Annotated in this window: 23 protein-coding genes, 2 tRNA genes and 3 pseudogenes; 15 read left to right on the top strand and 13 right to left on the bottom strand. The window is 58.2% G+C overall.

Going from position 1 to position 26,565, the window contains the following annotated elements:
• Positions 1–5 precede the first annotated feature (5 nt).
• The 3 genes and pseudogenes from hpxX to hpxZ all read left to right on the top strand — a co-directional run.
• The gene (hpxX, locus tag ACMGGU_RS06130; RefSeq protein WP_008499849.1) at positions 6–194 is read left to right on the top strand and encodes an oxalurate catabolism protein HpxX; all 189 of its coding nucleotides are present in this window, start codon (positions 6–8) and stop codon (positions 192–194) included.
• Positions 191–1,588 (top strand): AtzE family amidohydrolase, encoded by a 1,398-nt coding sequence (locus ACMGGU_RS06125; protein WP_252077332.1) that lies wholly within the window; start codon positions 191–193, stop codon positions 1,586–1,588. Before hpxX ends, ACMGGU_RS06125 begins: the two co-directional genes overlap by 4 nt.
• A pseudogene (gene hpxZ / locus ACMGGU_RS06120) lies at positions 1,585–1,904 on the top strand (oxalurate catabolism protein HpxZ); the annotation flags it as partial. The gene ACMGGU_RS06125 and the pseudogene hpxZ, both read left to right, overlap by 4 nt.
• 181 nt (positions 1,905–2,085) lie before the next feature.
• Here hpxZ and puuE read toward each other — a convergent pair.
• The 3 genes and pseudogenes from puuE to ACMGGU_RS06105 all read right to left on the bottom strand — a co-directional run bounded on the left by puuE (position 2,086) and on the right by ACMGGU_RS06105 (position 4,490).
• Positions 2,086–2,985 carry an allantoinase PuuE gene (puuE, locus tag ACMGGU_RS06115; protein WP_252077534.1) on the bottom strand — a complete coding sequence of 300 codons (900 nt, stop codon included), beginning with the start codon at positions 2,983–2,985 and terminating at the stop codon, positions 2,086–2,088.
• Positions 2,906–3,774: pseudogene (locus tag ACMGGU_RS06110) on the bottom strand (aspartate/glutamate racemase family protein); the annotation flags it as partial. The pseudogene ACMGGU_RS06110 and the gene puuE, both read right to left, overlap by 80 nt.
• Complete coding sequence (locus ACMGGU_RS06105) at positions 3,774–4,490, bottom strand: GntR family transcriptional regulator (protein WP_126287638.1); 717 nt, start codon at positions 4,488–4,490, stop codon at positions 3,774–3,776. The pseudogene ACMGGU_RS06110 and the gene ACMGGU_RS06105, both read right to left, overlap by 1 nt.
• Before the next feature lie 144 nt (positions 4,491–4,634).
• Between ACMGGU_RS06105 and ACMGGU_RS06100 the strand changes: the two genes are divergently transcribed.
• Positions 4,635–6,131 carry an NCS1 family nucleobase:cation symporter-1 gene (locus tag ACMGGU_RS06100; RefSeq protein ID WP_008499855.1) on the top strand — a complete coding sequence of 499 codons (1,497 nt, stop codon included), beginning with the start codon at positions 4,635–4,637 and terminating at the stop codon, positions 6,129–6,131.
• A 102-nt stretch (positions 6,132–6,233) separates the two neighbouring features.
• Positions 6,234–7,553: a guanine deaminase gene (gene guaD, locus ACMGGU_RS06095; RefSeq protein WP_252077333.1), complete on the top strand. Its 1,320-nt coding sequence runs from the start codon at positions 6,234–6,236 to the stop codon at positions 7,551–7,553.
• On the opposite strand, the gene uraH is transcribed toward guaD, so the two are convergent.
• Positions 7,533–7,856, bottom strand: coding sequence for a hydroxyisourate hydrolase (uraH, locus tag ACMGGU_RS06090; protein WP_248221106.1), 324 nt, complete (start codon positions 7,854–7,856; stop codon positions 7,533–7,535). The two genes, guaD and uraH, sit on opposite strands and share 21 nt — an antisense overlap.
• Complete coding sequence (uraD, locus tag ACMGGU_RS06085; RefSeq protein ID WP_196346100.1) at positions 7,853–8,353, bottom strand: 2-oxo-4-hydroxy-4-carboxy-5-ureidoimidazoline decarboxylase; 501 nt, start codon at positions 8,351–8,353, stop codon at positions 7,853–7,855. The genes uraH and uraD overlap by 4 nt, the downstream gene beginning before the upstream one ends.
• Positions 8,354–8,592: 239 nt before the next feature.
• Between uraD and hpxO the strand changes: the two are divergent.
• From hpxO to ACMGGU_RS06070, 3 genes and pseudogenes are all read left to right on the top strand, one after another.
• Positions 8,593–9,746, top strand: a pseudogene (gene hpxO, locus ACMGGU_RS06080) (FAD-dependent urate hydroxylase HpxO).
• Positions 9,747–9,760: 14 nt separating this feature from the next.
• Positions 9,761–10,798, top strand: coding sequence for a molybdenum cofactor-independent xanthine hydroxylase subunit HpxD (gene hpxD, locus ACMGGU_RS06075; protein WP_048027296.1), 1,038 nt, complete (start codon positions 9,761–9,763; stop codon positions 10,796–10,798).
• Positions 10,799–10,809: 11 nt separating this feature from the next.
• Positions 10,810–11,745 carry a PDR/VanB family oxidoreductase gene (locus ACMGGU_RS06070; RefSeq protein WP_252077334.1) on the top strand — a complete coding sequence of 312 codons (936 nt, stop codon included), beginning with the start codon at positions 10,810–10,812 and terminating at the stop codon, positions 11,743–11,745.
• Positions 11,746–11,868: 123 nt separating this feature from the next.
• Here ACMGGU_RS06070 and ACMGGU_RS06065 read toward each other — a convergent pair whose 3' ends face one another.
• Genes ACMGGU_RS06065 through ACMGGU_RS06050 form a run of 4 tightly spaced genes read right to left on the bottom strand, consistent with a single transcriptional unit; the run spans position 11,869 to position 16,810 of the window.
• A complete protein-coding gene (locus tag ACMGGU_RS06065) occupies positions 11,869–12,468 on the bottom strand; it encodes a DJ-1/PfpI family protein (RefSeq protein ID WP_196346097.1) in 600 nt (199 codons plus the stop codon).
• Between the two features lie 22 nt (positions 12,469–12,490).
• Entirely contained in the window at positions 12,491–13,681 is a 1,191-nt protein-coding gene (locus tag ACMGGU_RS06060) for a glycoside hydrolase family 88 protein (RefSeq protein ID WP_045908342.1), read from the bottom strand.
• A gap of 13 nt (positions 13,682–13,694) precedes the next feature.
• A complete protein-coding gene (locus ACMGGU_RS06055; protein WP_262764464.1) occupies positions 13,695–14,975 on the bottom strand; it encodes an oligosaccharide MFS transporter in 1,281 nt (426 codons plus the stop codon).
• Positions 14,972–16,810 carry a DUF2264 domain-containing protein gene (locus ACMGGU_RS06050; RefSeq protein ID WP_420300328.1) on the bottom strand — a complete coding sequence of 613 codons (1,839 nt, stop codon included), beginning with the start codon at positions 16,808–16,810 and terminating at the stop codon, positions 14,972–14,974. The genes ACMGGU_RS06055 and ACMGGU_RS06050 overlap by 4 nt, the downstream gene beginning before the upstream one ends.
• A gap of 228 nt (positions 16,811–17,038) precedes the next feature.
• Between ACMGGU_RS06050 and ACMGGU_RS06045 the strand changes: the two genes are divergently transcribed.
• Positions 17,039–17,920 carry an AraC family transcriptional regulator gene (locus tag ACMGGU_RS06045; protein WP_048222395.1) on the top strand — a complete coding sequence of 294 codons (882 nt, stop codon included), beginning with the start codon at positions 17,039–17,041 and terminating at the stop codon, positions 17,918–17,920.
• A 69-nt stretch (positions 17,921–17,989) separates the two neighbouring features.
• Here the strand turns inward: ACMGGU_RS06045 and ACMGGU_RS06040 are convergent.
• A tRNA-Ser gene (locus ACMGGU_RS06040) sits at positions 17,990–18,077 on the bottom strand.
• Between the two features lie 278 nt (positions 18,078–18,355).
• Between ACMGGU_RS06040 and ACMGGU_RS06035 the strand changes: the two genes are divergently transcribed.
• The 5 genes from ACMGGU_RS06035 (at position 18,356) to ACMGGU_RS06015 (ending at position 23,397) form a co-directional block, all read left to right on the top strand.
• Positions 18,356–19,492: a D-alanyl-lipoteichoic acid biosynthesis protein DltD gene (locus tag ACMGGU_RS06035; RefSeq protein ID WP_420300327.1), complete on the top strand. Its 1,137-nt coding sequence runs from the start codon at positions 18,356–18,358 to the stop codon at positions 19,490–19,492.
• A gap of 128 nt (positions 19,493–19,620) precedes the next feature.
• On the top strand, positions 19,621–20,739 hold the full coding sequence (locus ACMGGU_RS06030; protein ID WP_048222390.1) for an MBOAT family O-acyltransferase: 1,119 nt from the start codon (positions 19,621–19,623) through the stop codon (positions 20,737–20,739).
• Positions 20,736–22,169, top strand: coding sequence for an AMP-binding protein (locus ACMGGU_RS06025; RefSeq protein ID WP_325818651.1), 1,434 nt, complete (start codon positions 20,736–20,738; stop codon positions 22,167–22,169). The genes ACMGGU_RS06030 and ACMGGU_RS06025 overlap by 4 nt, the downstream gene beginning before the upstream one ends.
• A gap of 17 nt (positions 22,170–22,186) precedes the next feature.
• Positions 22,187–22,405, top strand: coding sequence for an acyl carrier protein (locus tag ACMGGU_RS06020; protein WP_008499867.1), 219 nt, complete (start codon positions 22,187–22,189; stop codon positions 22,403–22,405).
• A gap of 155 nt (positions 22,406–22,560) precedes the next feature.
• Positions 22,561–23,397 (top strand): alpha/beta fold hydrolase, encoded by an 837-nt coding sequence (locus tag ACMGGU_RS06015; protein WP_045908349.1) that lies wholly within the window; start codon positions 22,561–22,563, stop codon positions 23,395–23,397.
• Positions 23,398–23,503: 106 nt separating this feature from the next.
• On the opposite strand, the gene ACMGGU_RS06010 is transcribed toward ACMGGU_RS06015, so the two are convergent.
• Positions 23,504–23,761: a YjhX family toxin gene (locus tag ACMGGU_RS06010; RefSeq protein WP_420300326.1), complete on the bottom strand. Its 258-nt coding sequence runs from the start codon at positions 23,759–23,761 to the stop codon at positions 23,504–23,506.
• A 314-nt stretch (positions 23,762–24,075) separates the two neighbouring features.
• Here ACMGGU_RS06010 and ACMGGU_RS06005 point away from each other — a divergent pair, with 314 nt between their 5' ends.
• A complete protein-coding gene (locus ACMGGU_RS06005; RefSeq protein WP_045908352.1) occupies positions 24,076–24,480 on the top strand; it encodes a GNAT family N-acetyltransferase in 405 nt (134 codons plus the stop codon).
• 64 nt (positions 24,481–24,544) lie between these two features.
• On the opposite strand, the gene ACMGGU_RS06000 is transcribed toward ACMGGU_RS06005, so the two are convergent.
• Both ACMGGU_RS06000 and ACMGGU_RS05995 read right to left on the bottom strand, forming a co-directional pair.
• A tRNA-Ser gene (locus ACMGGU_RS06000) sits at positions 24,545–24,632 on the bottom strand.
• Positions 24,633–24,762: 130 nt separating this feature from the next.
• Positions 24,763–26,391 (bottom strand): ABC transporter substrate-binding protein, encoded by a 1,629-nt coding sequence (locus ACMGGU_RS05995; protein WP_069719487.1) that lies wholly within the window; start codon positions 26,389–26,391, stop codon positions 24,763–24,765.
• Positions 26,392–26,565 lie beyond the last annotated feature (174 nt).

The following is a 26,565-nucleotide window of genomic DNA, read 5'->3' as shown; positions in this document are numbered from 1 at the left end:
AAACAATGACGACACACCAACCCGACTGGCAGGCGTACCTGGCGCAAATGGAAACCGTACTCGGCGTGACGCTGGATGACGCCCGCCGCGCCGAGCTGCAGCTGCAGTTCAGCCGCATTGCCAGCATGGCCGCCCCGCTGATGGCGCTGCCGCTCGACGACCGTCTGGAGATTGCAGGAGTGTATAAAGCATGACGCTACACGAGATGAGTATCAGCGCGATCCAGCAGGCGCTGAGCGCGGGAGAGCTGAGCGCCCACGAGATCGCCCAACAGACGCTGGAGGCGATTGCGCGCGTAAATCCGCAGATCAACGCCTGGACCACCGTGACGGAAGCACGCATGCTCGCCGAAGCCGATAATATTGATACCCTGCGACGGGAAAAGCGTCCCCTGCCGCCGCTGGCGGGCGTGCCTTATGCGGTTAAAAACCTGTTCGACGTTGCCGGTCACACCACCCTCGTCGGGGCCGAGCTGTTCAGCCAGCGCCCTGCCGCCGCGGCTGACGGCTTTGCGGTACGCCAGCTGCGCAGCGCGGGCGGGCTGCTGACCGGGATGGTCAATATGGACGCCTACGCCTACGGCTTTACCACCGAGAACAGCCACTACGGCACGACGCGTAACCCGCACGACCTGGCGCGCATTACGGGCGGGTCGTCCGGCGGGTCAGCGGCCGCGGTGGCTGCCGGGCTGGTGCACTTTTCACTCGGCACCGACACCAACGGGTCGATTCGCGTTCCGGCCTCCCTGTGCGGCATCTACGGCCTGAAGCCCACCTTTGGCCGCCTGTCGCGCGCCGGAAGCCATCCGTTTGTCCCGAGTCTGGATCATATCGGCCCCTTCGCCCGCCGCGTGTGTGACCTGGCGTCCGTATATGACGCCCTGCAGGGACGGGACACCAGCGACGGTTTTCAGGCAGAGAGCTCGCGGGAGCAGACGCGCCCCCTGCTCGATCGCGGGCTTGACGGCCTGCGCTGCGCGGTACTCGGCGGCTACTTCACCACCTGGTGCGACGCGGACGCCAGAGAGGCCGTGGCGCGGGTGGCGAAGGCGCTCGACGTGCAGGATGAACTGGCGTTCCCGGACGCCGAGCTGGCGCGTTCCGCGGCGTTTATCATCAGCGCCGCCGAAGGGGGAAATCAGTACCTGCCCGCGCTTCGCCAGGAGCCGGCGCGTTTTGAACCGCACTCCCGCGAACGCCTGCTGGCCGGGGCGATGATCCCCTCCGCCTGGTACATTCAGGCCCAGCGGTTTCGCGCTCACGCCCGGCAGGCGTTTAAAACCTTATTCGCGCAGGCCGACGTGCTGATCGCCCCGGCCACCCCGCGCAGCGCCACGCTGGCAGGCGAGCCAACCATGGAAATTAACGGTCAGCCGCTGCCCATTCGCGCCAGCATGGGGATGCTGACCCAGCCAATTTCGTTTTTGGGCCTGCCCGTCACCACCGTTCCGCTGCGCACCGCGCAGGGCGCGCCCATCGGCCTGCAGCTGATTGCCGCGCCGTTTAACGAGCAGGCCTGCCTGCGCGTCGCGCGGGTTCTGGAGGAGAGCGGAATCACCGATGCCCGTCCGGCGGAGATAGCTGCATGATGAATCACGATGACATTAACCTCCCGTGGGTGGTTGCCGAGGTGACGGCCGCGTTTTACCGCTATGAGGACGCGCTGGTGAGCAACAACGTTGCGGTGCTGGACGAGCTGTTCTGGCACGACAAAAACACGGTGCGGCTGGGGGCGGGGGAAAACCTGTACGGAATTGATGAAATCCGCGCCTTTCGCGCGGCGCGCCCCGCCGCCGGGCTGCAGCGGACGTTGCGCCACACCGTAATCACCACTTTCGGGGAGGATTATGCCGTGTGCAGCACCGAGTTTACCGGGAGAGCACAGAACGCATTGGCCGCCAGCAGCAGACGTGGGTGCGGTTTGCCTACGGGTGGCGCATCGTGGCGGCGCAGGTGAGTTTGATGGTGTAACGCTGAAAAACCTGCCCGGTGGCGCTGCGCTTACCGGGCCTACGATGTCCCGTATGCCCTGTGGGCCCTGTAGGCCGGGTAAGGCGCAGCCGCCACCCGGCAAAACATCGCACACTTACTTCTGAAACGGATGTACCTCCCGCCAGTGGTCGGCAATCTGCTGGCGGGTACAGACCCACACCCGCTCGTGCTGCTCAACGTAATCCAGGAACCGCTGCAGCGCGCGAAAACGCCCCGGTCGCCCCAGCAGGCGGCAGTGCATGCCGATGGACATCATCTTCGGCGCGCTTTCCCCCTCTTCGTACAGCACGTCAAAACTGTCCTTCAGATACGTATAAAACTGCTCGGCGGTGTTAAACCCCTGCGCAGTCGCGAAGCGCATGTCGTTCGCATCCAGTGTATACGGCACAATCAGGTGCGGTTTACGGGAGCCATCGCTGCAGGCCACCTCCGTCCAGAAGGGCAAATCGTCGCCGTAGTAGTCGCTGTCGTAGTCGAAACCGCCGTGCTCCACCACCAACTGGCGGGTGTTGGGGCTGTCGCGCCCGGTGTACCAGCCCGTTGGCGGCTTGCCAAACAGGTCGGTCAGAACGTGCACCGCCTTGTGCAGGTGTTCGCGCTCCTGGCTGATGTCCATATTCTGGTAGTGGATCCAGCGCCAGCCGTGGCTGACCACGTCGTAATCCGCGGCTTTGATTGCCTCGACTATCTCCGGGTGACGCGCCAGCGCCATCGCCACGCCGAAGACCGTCAACGGCAGGCCCCGTTTCTGAAATTCATTGTGGATCCGCCAGAACCCGGCGCGACTGCCGTATTCGTAGAGAGAGTCCATCGACATGTGTTTGTCCGGGTAGCTGGCCGCGCCGATGATGTCCGACAGGAACTGCTCGGATCCGGCATCGCCGTGCAGAACGTGGTTTTCTGCCCCTTCTTCGTAATTGAGCACAAACTGCACGGCGATGCGCGCCTGATTCGGCCACCGCGCGTGCGTCGGGTTGCCCGCGTAGCCGCGCAGATCCCGCGGATAATCCTGTTCAAAAAGCCCCATTGCCACCCCCAAAAATTAAAATGGATTCAATGCCTGAAAATGCCCGCTTAACGCTTTGTTCTCCGGGTACGCCAGATCCCCGTGCTTGCTGGTCGACAGCCCCAGCGCCACCAGCGATTCCACCATCTTCACCGCCGCGCTGACGCCGTCGATCACCGGCACGCGCAGCTCGCGGGTCAGCTCCTGCGCCAGCGTCGCCATGCCGCCGCAGCCCAGCACGATGGCGCCACAGCCATCCTCTTTCAGCGCCTGTATACAGCGCGCGCGCACTTTCTCCTGCGCCAGACCGCTGCCGTCTTCCAGCGCCAACACCGGAAGGTCGATGGCGTGCAGCGCCGCACAATGGTCCTGAAAGCCATACTGGTGCAGCAGATGTCGGGCAATGATCAGCGTGCGCGGCAGCGTGGTGACCACCGAAAAGCGCGTCGCGACCAGCGTCGCCATATGCATGGCGGCTTCGGCGATGCCGATAACCGGCCCCTGCGCCAGCTCGCGCGCCGCCAGCAGGCCCGGATCGCCAAAGCAGGCGATCACGTGACCGTCCACGCCCTGCTCCCTGCCTTTTTTGATCTGCTCCAGGACACCGACGGCGGCGATGGCCTCATCAAAGTGGCCTTCTATAGACGGCACGCCCGCGCTCGGGCAGACCGCGAGGATCTCCGTTCCCGGCGCCGCCACCGCGCGGGCCGCCGCGCCGATGGTTTCCGTCATGGCGAGGCTGGTGTTGGGGTTGATCACTTGTATACAGACAGACATTACGACTCCTTGTGGCCGGCAAACAGCCGGGCAAAATCAGGCAGGCACTCGCCTGCCCGCTCGAAGCAGAGGCTGGCGACGATATGTTCAAAATGGTGCATGAGGGCATCGCTTAATGGCTCAAGCGCCTTCTGGCGCAGCAGATCCACCAGCTGCTCGTGATCGTTGCAACGGCAGCCCTGACGCCACGGCGCGCCCCAGGTGGCAATCACCAGCGAAGAACGCTGGCTCAGGCTGGTCACCATCTCAGTAAGCACCTGGTTGCCGGAGATGGCCTGCAGCTGAATGTGGAAATTGGCGGAGTGGCGGATCGCCGCCGGGCCGTCATAGGCCTCGTGCGCCTGCTGCTCCTGACGAATAATGGCCTCCAGCGCGGCAAGATGCGGCGGCTGGCAGTGCGCCAGCACGTCCGGCAGGTTAGCGACCTCCAGCAGGGCGCGGGTGCGGAAGATGTGCCGCGCCTCTTCCACCGTCGGGCTGGCGACGTGTGCACCACGCTTGGGCGTCAGGGTGACCATTTGCACAGCGGCGAGTCGTTGAAGCACCTTGCGGATGCCCGTGCGGCTCACGCCAAAGACCTCGGCCAGCGCCTCTTCCGGTAATTTGCTCCCCGGCAGCAGCTGGTGTTCGACAATCGCGGTCATCAGCGCCTGGAAGATGGATTCGTCTTTATCATGCAGGTCTGGCGCGGTCTGCAGGGCGTTTATGTTGTTCATTCACCACTCCGAATTTTACTTTCCGTTATCGAATCGTATACATAAAAATAAAATATTGCATACAAGATTTATTATTTTGGCCTGGATCCTGCAACACCGTTTGCACTCCCACTCAACGGGTTTTCATTCACAGGAGCAGGTTTCATGCCAAACAGTCAAAACGCACAGCAAGGTACGGCCGCTGATTCCGGTGCGGTTTACAGCCCACGTCTTTGCAATGAGGATCTGGCACCGACGCGTGACCAGAACTGGAGCTGGTACAACATCTTTTCGTTCTGGATGTCTGACGTTCACAGCATGGGGGGTTATGTTGTCGCCGCGAGCTTCTTTACGCTCGGGCTGGCAAGCTGGCAGGTGCTGCTCTGCCTGCTGGTGGGGATTTGCATCGTGCAGCTGTGCGCCAACCTGGTGGCCAAACCGAGCCAGATGGCGGGCGTGCCCTACGCGGTGATCAGCCGTCAGGCGTTTGGCGTCTTCGGGGCCAATATTCCGGCGGTGATCCGCGGGCTGATTGCCTTCGCGTGGTACGGCATTCAGACCTACCTCGCCGCCAACGCCCTGATGCTGGTGGCGCTGAAGTTCTGGCCATCGCTCTCTTCACTCACTACCGGCGCATTCCTGGGCCTGTCGCATCTGGGCTGGATCTGCTTTGCCATTATGTGGGTCCTGCAGGCGATGGTCTTCTGGCACGGCATGAGCGCCATCAAGCGCTTTATTGATATCGCCGGTCCGGCGGTTTACGTAGTGATGCTGGCCCTCGCCGGCTGGATTGTATACAAGACCGGTTTTGACGGCATCTCCTTTACCCTCGCCAGTAAATCCCTGAGCGCGGGCGAGCAGACCTGGCAGATGATCACCGCCACGGCGCTTGTGGTCTCCTACTTCTCCGGTCCGCTGCTCAACTTTGGCGATTTCTCCCGCTACGGCAAAAGCATGGGTGAGATCCGCCGCGGCAACCGCTGGGGGCTGCCGTTTAACTTCCTGCTGTTCTCCATCGTCACCGTAGTGATTGTCTCTGGCACCCAGTCGCTGTTTGGCCGCATGATCACCGACCCGATTGAGACCGTCAGCCGCGTGGGCAACGATCTGGCCGTGGCGATTGGCCTGCTGACGATGATCACCGCCACCATCGGGATCAACATCGTGGCGAACTTCGTCTCACCGGCGTTTGATTTCTCTAACTGCTCGCCGCAGAAAATCAGCTTCCGCACCGGAGGCATGATTGCCGCCGTCGGCTCGATCCTGCTCACCCCGTGGAACCTGTTCAACTCGCCGGAGCTTATCCATTACACCCTGGACGTGCTCGGGGCGTTTATCGGCCCGCTGTTCGGCATTCTGATCGCCGATTTCTACCTGATTAAACGCGGCAAGGTGTCGGTTGACGATCTGTTCGACGACACGCCAAAGGGCAAATACTGGTACCGCAACGGCTTTAACCCGAAAGCCATTGGGGCGCTGATCCCGTCCGTTGCCGTGGGCCTGGTCATTAGCTTTATCCCGGCCCTGCATGAGGTGGCAAACTTCAGCTGGTTTATTGGCGTCTTCCTCGGCGGCGTCACCTACCGCTGGCTGGCGCGGGAAGAGCGCGAGACGGCAGGCGCGACGTCGTTTGGCTCCCGCGTGGCGACGCAAAAAGAGTAATTCCCTCCCTCCGGCCGCAGCATCTCTGCGGCCCGTTCATTCTGGCACCGTTCTTGCTGAGCCTTCTTACCCCCCCGCTACGCACACACGAAGGCAGGAACCATGATGGAATACCAGACTGCGATACGCGGTGCTTTTTTTGATATTGCCCGGGTCTGCGACAGCGCAGACGCCATTGCCCAGCACGCGCGCTACCTTGAGGACGGCCTGCTGTTTATCCAGCACGGAAAAATTCTGGCACAGATGCCGTGGCAGGAGGGCGAGCAGTATCTTGACCCGCACAAAGGCTATACCGACCTGCGCGGCAGGCTGCTGCTACCCGGTTTTGTCGACACCCACATCCATTATCCGCAAACGGAGATGATTGGCGCCTTTGGCGAACAGCTGCTGGAGTGGCTGACCACCTACACCTTCCCGGTGGAGAGCCAGTTCGCCGATGAGGCCTACGCAAAAGAGATCGCCGAATTTTTCATTAACCAGTTGGTGAGCAACGGCACCACCACCGCGCTGGTGTTTTGCACGCTGCATCCGGAATCGGTCGAGGCACTGTTTACCGAGGCCCTGCGCCTGAACATGCGCCTTATCGCCGGAAAGGTGATGATGGACAGGCACGCGCCTGACTACCTGAGCGAAGACGCGAAGCAGAGCTACCGGCAGACCCGGGCGCTGATCCAGCGCTGGCATCACCGTGGACGGCTGGGCTATGCGATTACGCCGCGCTTTGCGCCGACGTCATCACCCGAGCTGCTTGCGGCGGTCAGCCTGCTCAGAGAGGAGTTCCCGGACACCTGGCTGCAGACCCACCTGAGCGAGAACCCCAACGAAGTGGCCTGGGTGAGCGATCTCTGGCCGGAGCATGAGCGCTATCTGGACGTGTATCACCACTACGGCCTGACCGGCGAACGCAGCGTGTTTGCCCACGCGATCCATCTGCACCACAGCGAGTGGCAGTGCCTGCATGACACCGGCTCGGCGGTGGCGTTTTGCCCCACCTCTAACCTGTTTCTCGGCAGCGGGCTGTTTCGCCTGCCCGCCTGCTGGCAGCACAGGGTGCGGATGGGCATCGGCACCGACGTCGGGGCGGGCACCACCTTCAGCATGCTGCGCACGCTGGGGGAGGCCTACAAGGTGGGCCAGCTTCAGAGCTACCGCCTGCGCGCCAGCGAGGCGTTTTATCACGCCACGCTGGGCGGTGCGCACGCCCTCCGGCTGGACGATAAGATTGGCAACTTCGCGGCAGGCAAAGAGGCGGATTTCGTGGTTATCGACCCCGATGTGACGCCGCTGCAGCGCCTGCGCAATCGCCGCTGCCAGGATATCTATGAGCAGCTCTTTGTGCTGATGACCCTCGGCGACGAGCGCAACATCAGCGAGACCTGGGTCAACGGCGAGCGGGTGTGGTCAACTTCCCCGGTAGGTTGACCACCCGCCGGGAGCAATCACAAACGGCAGATGAAAATGCTCGTCTGCCGTTTCTCCCGTGACAAACTCAATGTGCGCGCAGGGATAGATCGTCTCCCGGCCGGTATCACTAAACCACGCCCCAATCTCCGCCACCAGCCGATAGCGGCCCGCGGGCAGAGAGGGAACGAACGCGGCGATGCGTCCCTGGACGTTGGTCACGCCCGTGGCCAGCGTCTTCCCGTCCTGTTGCAGATGAACCGTCACGCCCTGTGCGGGCTTGCCCGTCGAAATATCGAGGATATGGGTGCTGAGTGTGCTCATTCGTGAATGACTCCTTCCAGTCGCAGCAGCGTAATTTCCCGCAGCTGTTCCAGCGCGGCACGGATTTCCTGCGCGTCGCTGTTCTCCAGCCGCGCGTGCAGGGCCTGTAATATCTCCTCGCCGCTGCGTCCCTTCGCGCGGATCAGAAAGACGCGCCCAAAGCGGGCTTCATAGCGGGCATTACCTTCACGCAGCGCCTTGGCAAGGGCGGTATCGCGATCGTTCACCGCGCCCTGTTCCTGGCGCGACAGTGCCGCCTCCGCCGCTGAACCCGCGGGCTTTTCCCCGATGCGCGGATGGGCGCTCAGGGCTTGCGTTAAGGCCGCTTCATCCCAGCGTTGCGTCAGAGCCTGCGCCGCAATGAACAACGCGTCCCGGCTCGAATAAGGCCGCCCACTCACCAGCGCGTCGGCCCAGCCGGGTATCGCCACGCAGGGCTGAAGCAGCGTAAAAGCGTCTTTCTCAGGCAGCTGATTGAAGTCGTGCAGTGCGATCATAGGTTCTCCTTGATTATCCTCCTTCAGGTTAGTGCACAAACCACGCCACTCTTGAGACAAACGTGAAACAGTCGATTCCGGATGGCTAACCAGGAAATTTTTGATTCATAAAAAGGCACGCTCACCGCCTTTGCGCACCTTAGCAGTGCAAACATCTCCCTCACAACGCCGTTTTCACCACTCTGCAGCCTGGTACGCAAATTGCTGAATGTCTTTACACCCTGCAAAAGGAGAGAAGCATGAGAGCAATCGTTATTGGTGCGGGTATTGGCGGCCTGAGCGCCGCCGTCGCGCTGAAGAAAGCGGGCATCGACTGTACCGTGTTTGAAGCCGTAAAGGAGATCAGGCCCGTCGGGGCGGCCATCTCCATCTGGCCGAACGGCGTGAAATGCATGCAGCACCTCGGCATGGGCGACATCATCGAGACCTACGGCGGACCGATGCGTTTTATGGCCTATAAGGATTACCGTCGCGGCGATACCCTGACCCGCTTTAGCCTTGCCCCGCTGGTTGAGCGTACCGGCGGGCGTCCCTGCCCCGTCTCGCGCGCTGAGCTTCAGCGCGAAATGCTGGACTTCTGGGGCGCGACAAGGTGCAGTTCGGCAAGCGCGTGGAACGCGTCCATGAAGACGAGGCTGGCGTGAGCGTCACCTTCACCGATGGCAGCACAGCTGCCGGGGATTTCCTGATTGCCGCCGACGGCAGCCACTCGGCGGTTCGCCCGTACGTGCTGGGGTATACCCCCGAGCGCCGCTACGCCGGCTACGTGAACTGGAACGGGCTGGTGAAGATTGACGAGGAGATCGCCCCGGCGCACCAGTGGACCACCTTCGTTGGCGAAGGCAAACGGGTGTCGCTGATGCCCGTCTCCGGTGGACGCTTCTACTTCTTCTTTGACGTGCCGCTCCCTGCGGGTCTGGCGGAGGATCGCACTACCCTGCGCGCCGATCTCACGGGCTACTTCCGCGGCTGGGCGCCGCCGGTGCAGACGCTTATCGCGGCGCTGGATCCTGAAACCACCAACCGGATTGAAATCCACGACATTGAGCCGTTCGACAGTCTGGTACGCGGCAACGTCGCGCTGCTGGGCGATGCCGGGCACAGCACCACGCCGGATATCGGCCAGGGCGGCTGCGCAGCGATGGAAGACGCCGTGGTGCTGGGGGAATGCCTGCGTGAAAACCACAACATCACGCTGGCGCTTCGGCAGTACGAGGCGCTGCGCTGCGACCGGGTGCGCGACCTGGTGCTGAAGGCACGTAAGCGCTGCGACGTCACCCACGGCAAAGACATGGCGTTGACGCAGGCGTGGTATCAGGAGCTTCGCGAGGAGACCGGAGAGCGCATCATCAACGGTCTGTGCGAGACCATTCAGGGCGGCCCGTTAGGCTGAATGTAAGAGGGATAATGATGAAAAGAGAACCGACTCCACCCGCCCACTGTACGTTTGAGCCAGAGGACTGGCTGCGTCTGGCGAAATGCTGGCATCCGGTCGCGCGTGCCTGCGACGTCGGTCCGGCGCCGGTCAAAGCGACGCTACTGGATGAACAGCTGGTGATTTACCGCATTAACGACCAGGTCGTGGTCGCCCGTGACGTTTGCCCGCACCGCGGCGTGCCGCTGACGCTCGGCTTTCACGACGAGCACGGGATTATCTGCCCCTATCATGGCTTACGCTTTGGGGAGGACGGACGCTGCAACCGTATTCCCTCCAGCCCCGACCAGCCCGTTCCGGCGAAGCTGAACCTGATTAACTACGCCGTGGAGGAACGGTTCGGGCTCATCTGGACCTGCCTGGCGTTTGATCCGGAAAACCCCGCGCCGCTGCCCACCATGCCGCACTGGGATGACGACGGATTTCAGCAGATTAACTGCCCGGCGTTTGAGGTCAACGGCTTTGCCGGACGTCAGGTAGAGGGTTTTCTGGACGTGGCGCACTTTGCCTGGATCCACACCGATACCTTTGCGGACCCGAATAACCCGCTGGTGCCCCACTATCAGCCGCAGGAGACGCCGTTTGGCTTCGTGGCGGATTACTGGAGCTCCGTGAGCAACTATCCCGCCAGCTCCCCCGTGCAGGCTCCGGAAGGGTTCCAGTGGTTGCGCCATTTTGAGATGCACCTGCCGTTCACCGCCACCCTGACGATTCATTTTCCGGGTGAGTCGAGACTGGTCATTATGAACGCCGCATCGCCGGTGTCATCGCGCGTGACCCGCATGTTCGCCCCTATCGCCCGCAATTTTGACCTGCATATTCCGGTGGAGGATGTGCATGCCTTCAATCTGCGGATTTTTGAAGAGGACCGTCTGATGGTGGAAACCCAGCGCCCGGAAAGCCTGCCGCTGGACCTGACCCTGGAAGCGCATATCCCCGCAGATAAAAGCTCGATTGCCTACCGTCGGGGACTGAAGAAGATGGGCTTTGGCGAGTTTTTCCTGGTATGACGGAGGCCGATATGCTGAGCGTGATTGTTGACGGGTTGTGGCGCGAGGGCGACAAAAGCCTCGCCGTCAGGCTGGTGGCGGAAGACGGCGAAGCGCTGCCACCGTGGCAGCCCGGCGCACACATTGATGTTCATCTGCCCTGCGGCGTGGTTCGCCAGTATTCCCTGACCGGAGCGTGTGGCGGTGAGAGCTACCTGATCTGCGTGGGGCGAGAAACCGCCTCACGCGGCGGGTCGCGCTATGTTCACGAGACGCTGCGTCCCGGGCAGAAGCTGATGATATCGGCCCCGCGCAACCTGTTTCCGCTTCAGCAGGCAGAGCGGGTTTTGCTCCTGGCTGCGGGAATTGGCATAACGCCGCTGTATGCGATGGCTCTGCAGCTGAAGGCGACCGGAACGCCGTTCACGCTGCACTACTACGTCAGGAACCGGGAAAGCGCGGCGTTTACGCGCGAACTCTCTCAGTGCGATGAGTGCATCATTCATACCGCCAGCCCGCGCACAGTGCTGGCGGAACATCTCCCGGCGGCCGAATCGGGCCTTCACGCCTGGATCTGCGGACCTGCGGGGTTTATGGAAAAAGTGCGTGAGGTCGCCACGGCAAAGGGATGGGATGACGCCCATCTTCACAGCGAGGCGTTTCAGCCCGTTGCGCCCGCCGCAGGCGGTGAAACCGGGGAGATCTTCACGGTCAAGCTGGCCTCCACTGGGGAGCGCTGGCCGGTGCCTGCGGATAAAACCATCGCCCAGGTGCTGCAGGAAAATGGCGTGGCGGTCCCCCTTTCCTGTGAGATGGGGATCTGCGGAGCCTGCCTGACGCCGGTGATTGACGGCGTGGTGGATCACCGGGATAGCGTGCAGTCGGAGGCGGAAAAAAGCGCAACGGACCAGCAGGTGGCGCTGTGCTGCTCGCGGAGCCATTCCGGGGAGCTGGTGATTGGGCTGTAAACCGTCTGCACACGCTTTCTTGCCGGATGGCGCTGCGCTTACCCGGCCTACAATCCGTAACAATATCAATATATTGCACTATTCACTGTAGGCCCGTGCAAGCGTAGCGCCGCCGGGCGAAACTTACAAATCGCGCTTTGCCAGCCCGTAAACGGGCTCGCTATCCTGCCACGCATAATCAATATGGCTGGCCTGCTCGCGCGCCAACGCGTCATCGCCCTGCAATCGCGCCGCCAGGGTAAAGGCGAAATCAAACACTTTACCCAGCCCACGGCCGCTCAGCAGATTGCCGTCTTCCACCACGTCGGCATCGACGTAGATGCCATCGCTGACTGTTTTCCACAGATCGCCGGAACAGACATAGCGTCGTCCCTTCAGCAGTCCATTGCCGCCCAGCACGCGGGCGGCGGCGGAACAAATCGGGCAGATATATTTGCCCGCTTCATCGTGGCGGCGGACGAAGGCAATGACCTCCGCGCTTTTCGCCAGGTTAACGCTGCCTTGCGGGCCGCCCGGTAACACCACGGCGTCAAAGGTCCGGTCGAGACTGGCCTGCAGAGTACTGTCCGCCACCATAGGGATGGCGTGATAGCTCACCACTTCGCGACTCTCGCCGCAGGCAATCGTCTGCACCGTAATATTCAGGCGGCGCAGGATATCGATAGTGACAATCGCTTCCCCTTCTTCAAAACCAGGGGCTAATAGCACGGCTACGCTTTTCATTTCGCTCTCCATTGCTTAAGGGTTACCAGTACGGGTGCCAAATCTGTCGCAGCCGCGCCAGCAGTTCAAGATAGAAATAGTCTCCCCAGCTACAGCACTGATCGACGCCCTTACCGCTGCCCATATGATAAACCGAGTGCTGCAGCAGCCCTTCGGTCGGATCGTCGTCGTGAGCAAGGTAGTTATCGGTCAGCGACAGCGCAATACGCAGCGCCATCTCTTCATAATATGCACGGTTTGCGTCGAGCGTCGGCAGCGCCTTGACCAGCTCCAGCAGGCCACAGGCGGCAATCGCCGCCGCTGAACTGTCGCGCACGGCGTCAGTACCGAGCAGCGCCAGATCCCAGTGGCAAACATCATCTTCCGGCAGACGGTTGAGGAAGTAATGCGCCAGGCTGCGGGACAGCTCTACCATCTGCTTATCACCGGTGTGCTGATAGCTGAGCAAGAAGCCGTAAATGCCCCATGCCTGGCCGCGCGACCAGCACGAGGTATCGCTGTAGCCCTGATGGGTGTTGCCAAAGCGCGGCTCACCCGTCTGCACATCCATATAGTAAGTGTGATAAGTCGAGGCATCTTCACGCACGATATAGTTCGCGGCCTGTCCGGCATGAGCCGTCGCCGCCTGCGCATAGCGCGGATCCCCGGTCTGTTCGCTGGCCCAGTACAGCAGCGGCAGGTTCATGTTGCAGTCGATGATCATTCTCCCCTGCTGCTCCGGGTCGTTTAAATCACCCCACGCCTGAATAATGTTGGCCGTCGGGTTAAAACGCTCCATCAGGCGCTCGGCTGCCAGCAGCGCCGACTGGCGAGCGGCTTCGTTACCGGTGAGGCGCCAGGCGCTGATGCAGGAGAGCGAATAGAGGAACCCGAGATCGTGCGTTGCGGTGTCGATGCGCTGCTCAATACGCCGGGCGAACGACGGTAAATAGCGTTCGGCGGCTTCGCGATAATGCGCTTTGCCGGTCATCTCCCACGCCAGCCACAGCTGGCCAGGCCAAAAGCTGGTGGTCCATTCCACGTTATCGGTGCGCGGCCAGACCCCCTTCTCACAGGCCTCACCGGGGAACTTATCGCCGAAGGCGACAATATTGTTGTCGAGCTTGCGCGTGACGCGGGCTAACGCCGCTTCCAGCTTCTGGCTCAGTGCCAGGCGATCGACCTGATGCAGTTCGATCGGCCGCAACGCTTCGGTGATAACAGATTTGGTCATAACAACTCCTGAATTAATGTTTGGCCGGTTCAACCGGGGCGGTATCTATAGCCGGAGCAAAGGATCGTGAGTCATCGCGCGTCGACTGGCAGCGCGACAGCGTAAAGGCGGAAATCAGCGTAAATACCAGGGCGCAGCTGCCCATCAGCAGATAGGTATGCTCAAAGCCAATCTTGTCGTACAGATAGCCGGCAGGTGGGGCGACCACAATCGAACCCACGTAAATCATCGCCTGGTAGCCCAGCAGGTACATCGTGGCGTTAACCCGACGATGGAAATGTTCGGCGATGTATTTGAAGACGGAGATGAGCAGCAGCGCGATCTCGACGCCATAAAACGGTTTGATGATGGAGATAACAATCGGGTCACTGGTCAGCCCGGAGGCGATCAGCCGTGCCCCGACCACGCAGCCGCAGAACAGCAGGCCGCGCTTAGCACCGTAGTGGTTCACCAGCCACGGGATAAACATCATCATCACGAACTCCATCCCCGACTGGACGGTACTCAGGTAGCCGTACCAGGCATTCCCCTGCTCTTTTGTGGCGAAGAACGAGACGAAGTAGCGCGGGAACTGCTGTTCGGCGATAAACATCATCCACGCGACCCCGGCGACATAGAGGCTGAACATCCAGAATTTGCGGTTTTTCAGGAGCATCAGCACATCGGCGAAGACGATCTTATTAGCGGAAATGACGCTGTTATTGCGCAGTTGCTCATCGCCGATTTTGAGGCTAATCAGCACCAGCAGCATCAGTACCGAGGTACCGCTGCTGAGGAGAAAGTTGGCCAGCGGGGTGACGTTAAACAACAGCCCGGAGACCGACGCCGCCATCGCCCAGCCCAGTGAGCCCCACATTCTGATGCGGCCAAACTCCAGCCCGTACAGGCGGCTAAAGCGGTCGGCGTAAGATTCAGACGCCGCCACACCGGCGTACCAGCCCAGGCTCAGATACAGCGCGCCGATGATAATCCCCGCCATCGCATGGCTTTGCAGCAGCGGCTGGTAAACCAGCGCAAAAAACGGCGCCATCAGCGCAGAAATGGCGCAGACAAAATAGAGCAGCCACTTGCTCATGCCAATTTTGTCCATGATGTAGCCGTACACCGGCTTCAGGACCACCGCGAAGACGCCATTTATAGCGAACACGCTGCCGATGGTGACGCTATCAAGGCCCACTTTCTGGCTCAGCCACAGGGCGTACAGGCCAAAGCTGGATGACCACGTGAAGAAGTAAAGGAAAATAAAGGTACTCATTTTGTACTGCGCGGCGCGTACGGACGATGATGTGCTCATAGCGATGCCTCCGGAGCCAGAAGGAGCGTCGTTTCTTGTCGTGCCGTCACGAAGCGTACCGCGTCATCGCTAATGAAGGCCTGCGGGCAGCGTTGCGGCTCGAAGTCGGCGGCATTTCCCGCCCACACCGCGCTGATTAACACATGCGTACCGGGGTCGAGCTCGCCGCGCAGCACCGGCACCGCTGCGCGCTCGGCGAACAGCAGATTACTGTTTGGCGGCGTCACCACCGTCTCGCCGCGGCGAGCGTGCGGATGTAAACAGAAAATGGCTGAGACATCCCGGGCATTGCGTAACCAGCAGGCGCCGTCACTCTCGTGGACCTGCGGCTGCGGGCGGTTTGCCAGGCTAAAGCCGCCTTCCGCGCAGTCCAGCGCGCGTCGGGTATTGATACGATGAACGCGCAGCTGCCAGTCGCCCAGCGCCAGCAGCCAGCTATCAATCACCACGTCGTGCCACGGCAGCCAGCGGCTGTATATAGTGCCGTCAGCGGTGACCACGTGCTGACATTCGCGACGGCCACGCCAGTAGTTGTCCTTTTCGGCCAGCAGCAGCATCGAATCGGGCGCGGCATGGTTCAGGCCGTAGCGGCCGCGTTCGATGGTGAAGCCAAAGCGGGTGGAATAGGCAAATTTGCAGTATTTCGCTTCGGTGTTCACGAAGTTGTTCAGCTCCAGCTGGCCGGACGTCAGCATCCACAGGTGGTCGGCCTGATGTACCACCACCTGATCCGCGTGGGCTATCGTGTGCTGCGCGGGCAACGGCGGCAGCGGCAGCTCAGCCGCCTGCCAGAAGGCATCGTCCTCATCTAATGCCAACACCAGCAGGGTCTTAAGGCCCCAGTACGGCGACCCCGGCGCGTTGTAGTCTTCCGCCATCGCCAGGTTCGGATAGCTGTAACCGACGCTCAGAACGCCGTCGCGGTCGAATATCGGCTGCTTCAGCCACCAGCGCAGATGACGCAGGACGATGCCCTTCATCACGCCGGGCGAAAAGACCTCCAGCCCGGCGAAGGCCGCCGCACTCCAGAACGCCGCCTCGGCAAAGCGGTAGGTCAGGCTACGGCCAAACGGGATCGCCGCGCCGTCTTCGGCAAAGAAATGGATGAAGTCAGAGGAGAAACGCGCGGCCCGGTCACGCAGCGTTGCACAGCGCTTCGGATCGACCCCGGCCATGAGCTTCGCGTAAATCAGTCCATAGAAATGGAAGCCCATCGAGATGTAATAGTCGCGCGGCCGTCCCGGACCATCGGAATACCAGCCATCGCCGAGGTAGTAGTGCTCCATGGCAGCAAAATGATCTTCCAGCGCCTGCGGGTTGGTCGGCATACCGCAATAATGGAAGCCGACCTGCACCAGAATCGGGAAGAAGTGCCAGTTGTTATCGGGGATTTCCTGGGTCTCGCACTGCTTTAGCCAGCGCCATAAATGCTCTTTCTCCGTCTCAGTGAAGTGTGCCAGTACGGTTTCACCCGCCAGCGCCAGCAGCAGCCCGTAGGCCGCCATCTCGACGATTCGCTGATCGTAAGGCCCGACATCGCCCCAGTAATCGGCATGCTGCGGATCGGTACCGTTTTTTATCGCCTGTAAATAGAATGAGAAGTGCTGCGGCTCGCTGCCGCCAGCCAACAGCGGCGTCACGCCCCACAGCAGGCGGGAAAACGTTTCCATGCTCGCCACCTGCTGACCGTAGTGAGCGGTAAAGTTCGCTAAATCAATGCGGCTGGCGTCTTTTTTAAACCAGGGTGCCACCGCGTTCAGCATGTCGTTGACCAGCCGTAGCACCTCTTCCCGGCTTGTCAGTGGATTATCCAGATGAATATTTTCAGGTTGCACAGGGTCCTCCCGCATTACACGAGGGTAGAGATAAGTTATTGTTATTAGGCTTTTTAAAGCCACGAATGCGACGTCTGAATGAAGAGTAACTGCTTTTATTCCTGGCGCTGAGTGAGCAGACTCACAAAATTAAACCGCCATTTCATTTTTTCTGGATTTTGTCGAACGCGAGGGGGATAAATTACAAATGATGGCCTAAAAATTTAAATCTGTTGTTCTGGAGGTAATATGGGTGAAACGCAACTACTGGAACGCATTACGCTCGATCGGCAGGCCATTTCTTTTAACCGCATGTACACCACCAGCGCGATTTACTACCACTGGCATCAATGCGTTGAATTGCTCTATATCTCCAGCGGCTACGGCATCGTGGTGGTGGATAACCAGCACTACACCGCCCGTCCGGGGCGACTCTTTATCTTCCCGCCCTTCCGTTTGCACAAAGTGCAGGTCGATCATAGCGATAAGAACCCCTATCACCGCACGACGATGCACATTGAGCAATCGGTCGTCGAAAGTGCGCTCGGCGCCTTCCCGCGCCATCAGGCCCGGTTCGCCGCGCTGGCCGCCAGCAATCTGCCAGCACAGATTTACGATCTCAGCAATCACGCGGCGTTTATCGAGAGGATCCTTGAACAATTTCAGCGCCTGGAGGGCAACGAGCAGACAGAGGCCTGCGAGGTGGCCTTTCTGATGATGCAACTCATGACGTTTCTGCCCGAGCAGCCGCAGCCCTACCCGCCGCGCCAGCAGACCGTCGCCTCGCGGATTATGAGCTGGGTCGAAGCCCACTATGCCAGCAAGTTTTCGCTCGACCAGTTAGCTCACGACTTGGGGCTTTCACGCAGCTATACCTCACGCATTTTCCGCCAGCAGACCGGCGGTACCATCCACGAATATTTGCTGACCCGGCGAATAAAAAGCAGCTGCGAGCTGTTACGGTACAGCGATGAGCCTGTTGACGCTATTGCCCTGGCAGTCGGGTTTAGCGAGGTGACCTATTTCATTACCTGCTTTAAAAAGATGATGCGTCAGACGCCACTGCAGTATCGGCGCAGTATCCGCTGCACCAGGATTCTCTCTCAGGGCGATTTTGGACAGGTTTGCTGAACCTCCAGCCTGGCCGGAGGTTTTATGCACAAAAAAACCCAGGTCGCATAACGACCTGGGTTTCGAATTTGGCGGAAGCGTAGAGATTCGAACTCTAGAACCCTTTCGGGTCGCCGGTTTTCAAGACCGGTGCCTTCAACCGCTCGGCCACGCTTCCAAAGTGAGGCGCACTATAAACATCTATTAGCGCCTTGTAAAGCAGGAATTTTTCTATTTTTCCCCACACGCGTTTGACTGCGCAAAAAGTCACCCGCATGCTGACCTTACGTCACTCTCCACGACCTTGTACATACCGTAACATAGCAACGCTCATCCTTTTAAATCGCTCTGGTATAGAATGCCACAAAAATAGACGGTCATTTGTAGTGTAATTGTTATAAATCTGAATTCCCGCAGATTTTAGACATTACTGCCATGCAGTGTTACGGGTTGATGATGAAAATCAAGAATACGCTTTGCTTACATATCCTGATGGCAACCCTGGCCATTTTGTTCCTTTGTATTCACCCGCTGGTGACGAGCTTCGATCCACCGCTCGCCTTCCAGCCGCTGATTAAATCAATGGCGGGCACGCCTAAAGAACAAGCGGAAAAAATTGCCACTATTTCTCATGCTTTAGAAGGGAATGCGATATTCTTCATTGGTGCGTCTGAGGTAGCGACCTCAGAAGATGAACATTACGCTGTCTATAATTATTTTAATAAGCAATTACACAAACCCGTCGTGGCGTATGGCGATGCGTTTGTCGATGACGAAACGCAGTTTTTACTGTTCTCACGTTTTAAAAATAGCCTTAACGCAAACAGTAAAGTTGTTTTGCTTCTGGCACCTGACAGCTTTTACTCAAAAGGTCTGCCACCCGCTATCTACGCCGATAATTTCCCGGGCTCTATTTTTAATCCTTTGATGAAGGATCCGCAGGCGCGCCCAATATTAGTCAATTATTTAAAACATATTGATAGTAAAGAAATAAGCCATTTAACCTTTGGTCAAATGCGTGTCTTTGGCTGGCACCCCGATCTGATATGGGACGAGGTGAGTTTTCAGTTTGCCAACATCTGCACCTTGATAAAAAACGACTGGCTGGCGCTGCTCAACGTTACGCCCCGGACGGTACAGCCGTGGCCGCCGCAGCCAACCACCCATATTGCCCCAGACTGGGATAAAGAGCTGGCGAATGCCCGCGAGTTAAATAAAAAACGCCAGCAGAGCGCGGCCACCCTGTGGATGGACAAAACGATTTACGAGGAGGACGGTACGCGACAGCAGTGGGATGACACGCCGGTCGTACCTGCGCAAATCGCCGCGTTCAGAAAAACCGTCCAGCTGCTGAAAGACCGTCACGTGCAGGTGATTGCTATCGTCGACCCGGTTAACCCCTGGGCGCTTTACAACACCGATACCTTCCGCCCGGTTGATAAGCAAATTCAAACCATTCTGGAAGCGAACCAGATCCCCTATTTAGATATGTACGCCATGCCTTATCAGAATGGCTGGAACTGGGATCGTTTGCACCCTTCCGAGCTGGCCTGGGTTCCTATGATTCGCTTTATTGCACAGAGCTTTAAATAATGAAAATCGCGATCCGTCTTTTTTTCCTTTATCTCCTGCTGGCGATCACCATCGTCGCGTGGACCTCTGTCGATGACAGCATGAGTATGCAGCTGCATTTTGAATATCAAAAGTTCTGAGGCCGAATAATGTATAGCTCAGGCATGTTTTTTGTCTATTTATTTTCATCCGCCCTGGCGTTTGCGCTGGTCAATCGCGTATTACGTCATCGCCTGACGTATTTATCGGCGTTATCCGTCCTCGCCGCATTAGGCTGGGGCTATATTTTTCAGGGTGATTACCGTGTTCCCGCGGTCGTTTTTTTCAGTTTTTACCTTGTCGCCACGTTAAAAGAAAAAGGATGGTTAAAAACCTGGCAGGCGATTGTGTTAACGCTGCTGCCTTTATTTTTGGTGAAATTGCACCTTAATCATCATCTCGGCATGATCGGCCTCTCTTTTATGACGTTCCGCGCGGTGGACGTGCTGCTCTATCGCAGTAAAAAAGAAGGGCAGAATTTCCTGCATTATTTCTGCTATCTGTTTATGCCCTTTATTATTCTGGCGGGCCCAATGTATCGCTGGCGGACATGGATGAGCGACGTCAGTAAGCCCGTCTTTGCCCTTAACCGCGAACAGTTTTTAGTGGCGCTGGAGCAAATCATTACCGGCATTGTCCAGAAGTTCCTGTTTGCCATGCTGGTTGATTCACTTGTCGTGCAGCCCTGGAGCCATAAGCCGTTTACGCTGACCGTGGGCGTGGTGATGTCGATTGCCTATAGCGCCTACCTCTACTTTGATTTTGCGGGCTACAGCAATATGGCCATCGGTGCGGGCCGCCTGTTTGGGTTGAATATTCCGGCAAACTTCAATATGCCGCTTCTGGCAAAGAATCCGCAGGACTTCTGGCGCCGCTTCCACATTAGCCTGTCTGAATGGCTGCGCGATGTGGTCTTTATGCCCGTTTATATGAACCTGATGAAGTTCAACTTTTTCCGTCAGAACAAAACGCTGGCGCAAAATATCGGTATTTTTTGCACCCTGTTTTGCATGGGGGCATGGAATGGCCTGGAACGCCATTACGTCATCAGCGGCGCGCTGTTTGGCGCCATTTCTGTCGCTCACAACATGCTGCTGTGGTCAGCCAAACGCAGCCCGGCGTTACACCGCGGGTTGCAGTATCCGGCTGTTGCGTTTTTGGGACGCATTCTGACGCTGGGAAGCGCCGCGGGCTCCCTTTACATCTTTAGTGGAATGTCACCTCTATGAAAAATCACTCCGATCTTCAGGAACTGCAGGATTTCTTGCGTGCGGCATTATACGATCCCGCCTCCCCGCAGCAGCTGGCCATCAGCGGCAGCGACGAAGCCTTAAGCTGGCTGCAGCTTTCCGCTGCCGTGACGGACTGGGCTCAGCGCTATCAGCGTTGCCAGCCTGTTGCCGGTACGCCGGTCGTCTTGTACGGACACCAGCAGGCCGAGTTCGCCGTGGCGATTTATAGCTGCCTGCTACACAACATTCCGTACATTCCGGTGGACTGCATTTACCCGCAGGAGCGCCTGCGGGAGATCTGCCATCTGGCCAGCGCCCCTTACTATTACGACGTCGTGACCCGGCAGTTCATCGCCACCGGTGAACCGGGCAAGGTGCTGGAGGAGCAGGATCTGGCCTATATCATGTTTACCTCAGGCAGCACCGGCAAGCCTAAAGGTGTGCAGATTGGGCGTGAAAGCGTGTGGCACTTCATGAAATGGGTCAGCCAGGACTTTTCGCTGCCGGAAAAACCGGTGCTGATGAACCACGCGGTGTTCAGTTTTGACCTCTCCCTGATCCCTTTGCTGGCGAATCTGGCGATGGGTGGACACATCGTGCTGAACGCCAAAGACGATATTCAGAAAGAGAACTGGCTGGAGCGACTGAAAAGCAACGCCGTCTCCGCCTGGGTTTCCACCCCCTCTTTTGCGTATCAGCAGCTGCTTTCCCCGCAGTTCAACAGCGAGTATTTGCCTGCGCTGAGCGTCTTTATCTTCATTGGTGAAGTGTTGAATAAAGCGCTGGTCAAACAGCTGCGCCGCCGTTTCCCGCAGGCCAAAATTATTAATTCCTATGGCCCAACGGAAGCGACCATCGCAACAACCGTCGTCGAGATCACGGATGCGATCCTGAACAGCGACAGCGCCGTGCTGCCGGTGGGGGTCATGATGCCTGAGAGCAGAATGGAAATTTCCGCTGAAGGCGAGCTGATCATCTGGGGGAAAAATGTCATGCGCGGCTACCTCGGCCTGCCGCAGGAGAACGCGGCGAAATTACTTCATCGGGAAAACGAGGCGTTTCGCGGCTACCGGACCGGCGATCTGGGTTATGAAGCGGGGCTCATCTACTGTCAGGGCCGCAACGACAGCCAGGTCAAACTGAATGGCTACCGTATTGAAATTAACGAGATCGAAAACCGCCTGCTGGCGATGTCCGGCATTAACGAAGCGGTGGTTTTGCCGCTGATGAAATCCTGCGGCAGCGTGCTGCGCATTGCCGCGTTCTGCGTGACGGAGCTGGCGCCGGATACCATTAAAACCTCGCTGTCGAAGGTGGTTCCCCACTATATGGTGCCTTCACAAATTATCGTAAAAGACGCTTTGCCGCTGAATCCTAACGGCAAAATTGACCGCAAGCTGCTGGACGCTTACGCCCGCACAAATTAATGACCCCAGGAAAAATTATGGAACAAGAAATTCTCGCCCTGTTCGAAAAAGTGTTATCCCGTAAGGTGGGCTTTCACGATGAACTGATTGAATCCGACATTCTCGACTCCATCCTGGCGGTCGATATGGTCCTGGAAGTACAGGACGTTTACGGCTGCATGATCCCGCCGACAGACGTGGCGACGGTGCTGAAAACCCCGGCGGACCTGGCCCGCTATATTGAAGAAAACCGCTAAACGCCCCTGCTGTTAATCCTGTCCTGAAGGCTCTGGCGCATCGCGCCAGAGCCCAGACGCAAAATGAATATCCTTCACCGGAATTAAACCAACCGCTTTTGTGATTTCTCCTACACTTTAGGGGTCGTGTTGTTCTTAACAGAGGAGTCTGCGGTATGGCATTCGTAACCACGAAAGACGGCGTCAATATTTACTACAAAGACTGGGGCCCAAAAGAGGCCCAGCCCATTGTCTTCCACCACGGCTGGCCGTTGAGTGCCGATGACTGGGATAACCAGATGCTCTTCTTCCTTGCAGAAGGCTATCGCGTTATCGCTATCGATCGCCGCGGACATGGACGATCGGACCAGGTGAGTGAAGGCCACGATATGGATCATTATGCGGCCGATGCGTCAGCCGTGGTTGAAAGCCTGGATCTGCACAATGCCGTGCACGTCGGTCACTCCACCGGCGGCGGCCAGGTCGCCCGCTATGTTGCGCGGTATGGACAACCGCAGGGGCGCGTCGCGAAAGCGGTGCTCGTCAGCGCCGTCCCGCCTCTGATGGTCAAAACGGAGACGAATCCCGGCGGAACGCCCATCGAGGTCTTCGACGGCTTCCGCAAAGCGCTGGCGGCTAACCGCGCCCAGTTTTATCTCGACGTTGCCAGCGGTCCTTTCTACGGTTTTAATCGCGATGGCGCCGAGGTTTCGCAGGGTACGATCCAGAACTGGTGGCGACAGGGTATGATCGGAAGCGCCAAAGCCCACTATGAGGGGATTAAGGCGTTTTCAGAGACCGACCAGACGGAAGATTTGAAAACAATCACGGTTCCCGTTCTGGTGTTGCAGGGCGATGACGATCAGGTTGTACCGTATAAAAATGCCGCCCTTCTCCAGGACAAGCTGCTGGCGAACAGCGTGCTGAAAATTTATCCGGGCTTCCCGCACGGGATGCATACCACCCATGCGGATACTATCAACGCGGACATTCTGGCTTTTATTCGCTCATAACGCCGCGTTTCTTGCCGGGTGGCGCTGCGCTTACCCGGCCTACATTCCGCTACGATATTCCATTAAATGCATGAACGCCACCCGAGGGTGGCGTTGTTTATTCTGCTTAGCGATTATCCAGCTGGGCGCGAACGTTGTTCAGCCCAGTGGTGTTGATCCGATAAGGTTGCCCGTTCACGGATCGGATCAGCTTTTTGGTGCGGAGTTTTTTGAAGACGCTGAGCGTGCAGTCGCTCAGCACCAGCCCTTCACGGGTATAGCACTCAACGGACGTGATGCGGCCAGAACTGTCGCGGACGTGCACAATACGTCCACCTTTGGCGAGAACGTGTAAGGTACGTTGTTCCTGACGGGATAAATTCATACTGGAAAACCTGTGTAATCATCATGCGTAAAAACGTGCCCACACCCGCAGGTGCGTGCGTAAGGTTTAAGCGCAGCGATAACCAGTCCGTCCTGAAAAGGGCGGGAAGCTGATTATCTGATGAAAACATTCTCCAGCATCAAAGCCTCGGTAAGCGATGAAAAGGTATTTACGGGGTGAATGATAACGCCAGTTTTTTACAGGGGAATAGTGAGAGGTTAAAAGTGTGAACGGGATCGGTCCGTAAAATCGTCTTTCGTCAATTTTACTGCCAGACTGAAGCCCTTTACTGAACACCGACTGGAGCTCTTCTTATGCCTGATAACTATACCGTGGTTGAAACCGTCCCCACTGCAGAAGCGTTTTGCCGGCTGCGCGAAATCTCGGGTCTTAGCCCTCGCCCGCTGGAGGCGGCCCAAAAAGCGCTGCCCGGCAGCTGCTATGGAATGCATATAGTGTTTCAGGGAAAACCGGTCGGTATGGGGCGCATCGTAGGGGATGGTGCGTTGAATTTTGATATCGTCGACGTCGCGGTTGATCCGCTTCATCAGGGGAAAGGACTGGGCAGAGTCATTATGGAAACGCTTGTTGCCTGGCTGGATAACCACGCCTGTAAAGGAGCGTACGTTTGCTTAATGGCCGATGTGCCTGAGCTTTATACTAAATTTGGTTTTACGCTCGTTCGCCCGGCAAGCGAAGGAATGGCAAGAATCTGGTGAAGGACGAACCTGCGTTAAGGCAAAAGAAAAACCCCAGGTTAACAAGTAACCTGGGGTTTATATCTGGCGGAAGCGCAGAGATTCGAACTCTGGAACCCTTTCGGGTCGCCGGTTTTCAAGACCGGTGCCTTCAACCGCTCGGCCACACTTCCTGAGTGAGGCGAACTATAAACACCTCACCGCGTGCTGTAAAGAGTGCCAGCAATCGTTCGCTGTAAAAATAGTCAAAACGTGTTTAATCGGTTGAACTGACAACACATCGACGATTTTATCAGCACAGGCCTAGTGTTTTTTGATGTACATGTCTTTCGTGTAATAGTACCCCAGCTTATCCGGCGTAAATCCGCCCACCCACGGTTTAACCAGGTGCGTACGGACGTAGTGATAAACCGGAATGGCGGGCACATCGCGTCCCAGCAGATCTTCCGCCTGCTGGTAGAACTTACCCCGCTCTTCCGTTGTTTTGGCTTTTGCGGCATTCACCAGCGCCTGGTCATATTCCGGATTGCTGTACTGGCTGGTGTTTTCGCTGTCGCCGGTGCGGAAGGTGTTCAGGAAGGTCGCCGCGTCGTCGTAGTCGGCAATCCACGCGTACCGCACCGCGTCAAAGTTGTGGGTGTGCATGGTATCCAGCATGGTTTTCCACTCCTGATTTTGCAGCTTCGCCTCCACGCCGAGGTTTTTCTTCCACATAGAGCTGGCCGCAATCGCGATACGCTGGTGCGATTCAGAAGTGTTATAGAGCAGGTTAAAGCTCAGAGGGTGGCTTTCGTTGTACCCGGCCTCGTTGAGCAGTTTTTTCGCCTCAGCGATGCGCTTGTCCTGCGGCCAACTGGCGTAGTCTGGATTCTGAAGCTTAACGCCGCCGATATCCGGCTGGCTGATGAGCCACGCCGGGCGCTGCCCCTGCCCTAAGACTTTCCCGGCAATGATGTCTTTATCGAGCGCCATGTTCAGCGCCTTACGCACGCGGGCGTCGTTGAACGGTGGTCGAGTGGTATTGAATTCGTAGTAATAGGTCGCCAGCTGCGGAGAGACATCCAGCTGGCTGCCCAGGGTTTTCTTGAGCTGCGCGAACTGGTTGATCGGCACCGTGTAGACAATATCAATTTCACCCGCTTTATAGCGGTTCACATCCGCGGCCTCGGAGGTGATAGGCAGATAGGTCACCTTGTTAATCACGGTATGGTCATTATCCCAGTAGCGCGGGTTGCGCTCCGCCACGATGCGTTCGTTGACCACCCACTGGGATAGCTTATAGGCCCCACTGGTGACGATATGTTCAGGCTTGGTCCACTTGTCGCCAAAGCGGCCAATCAGCACTTTATCCACCGGCACCAGCGACGGGTGCGCCAGCATCGCGAGGAACGCCGCGTTAGGTTGCGTCAATGTCACTTCCAGCGTGGTGTCGTTAATGGCTTTCACGCCCAGCGTATCGGGCGCTTTTTTCCCCTGGGCGATATCCGCACCATTTACGATGTGCATGTTGCCTGGATAGCTGGCATACGGTGAAGCGGTTTTAGGATCAACCAGACGCTGCCAGCTCCAGACCACATCTTCCGCGGTAATCGCAGTGCCGTCGCTCCAGGTGATGCCTGGACGCAAATGGAACGTCCAGACGGTGTTGTCCTTGTTCTCCCATTTTTCCGCCAGCCGTGGCTGAACTTCACCCGACGGGGAAACGCTGACCAGCCCGTCGAATAAATCACTGATAATATTGAATTCGACGTCGCTTTCGACTTTATGCGGGTCGAGCGAAGCGGGCTCATTACCGTTGTTCCTGACCAGTTCCTGCTTATCGGCCAGCTGCGTTCCTGCCGGCACGTTAGCCGCCCAGGCTGCCGTGCTGGCGCACAGGATCCCGGCGGTAAGTAAAGAGAGCGTAAAGCGCGTGCGTGTTTGTGGTTTCATTTCCTTCGCCTTATTGTCTGTTTTTGTGACGATCCGGAAATAACTCTTAGCGGCCTTATGGTAATAACGCAATAATTTTCAGTAACCTATAAGAGGTTGATCTGATTAATCGCGTCAAACCGCTGTTCATACTGGTGAAACGTATTTATGCAGAAGAAACAACCAGCTCCCGCG

It is taken from the genome of Enterobacter sp. BNK-8 (genome assembly GCF_048685095.1).
Taxonomy (GTDB): domain Bacteria; phylum Pseudomonadota; class Gammaproteobacteria; order Enterobacterales; family Enterobacteriaceae; genus Enterobacter; species Enterobacter quasiroggenkampii.
This window is presented reverse-complemented; position numbering and strand designations above follow the sequence as displayed.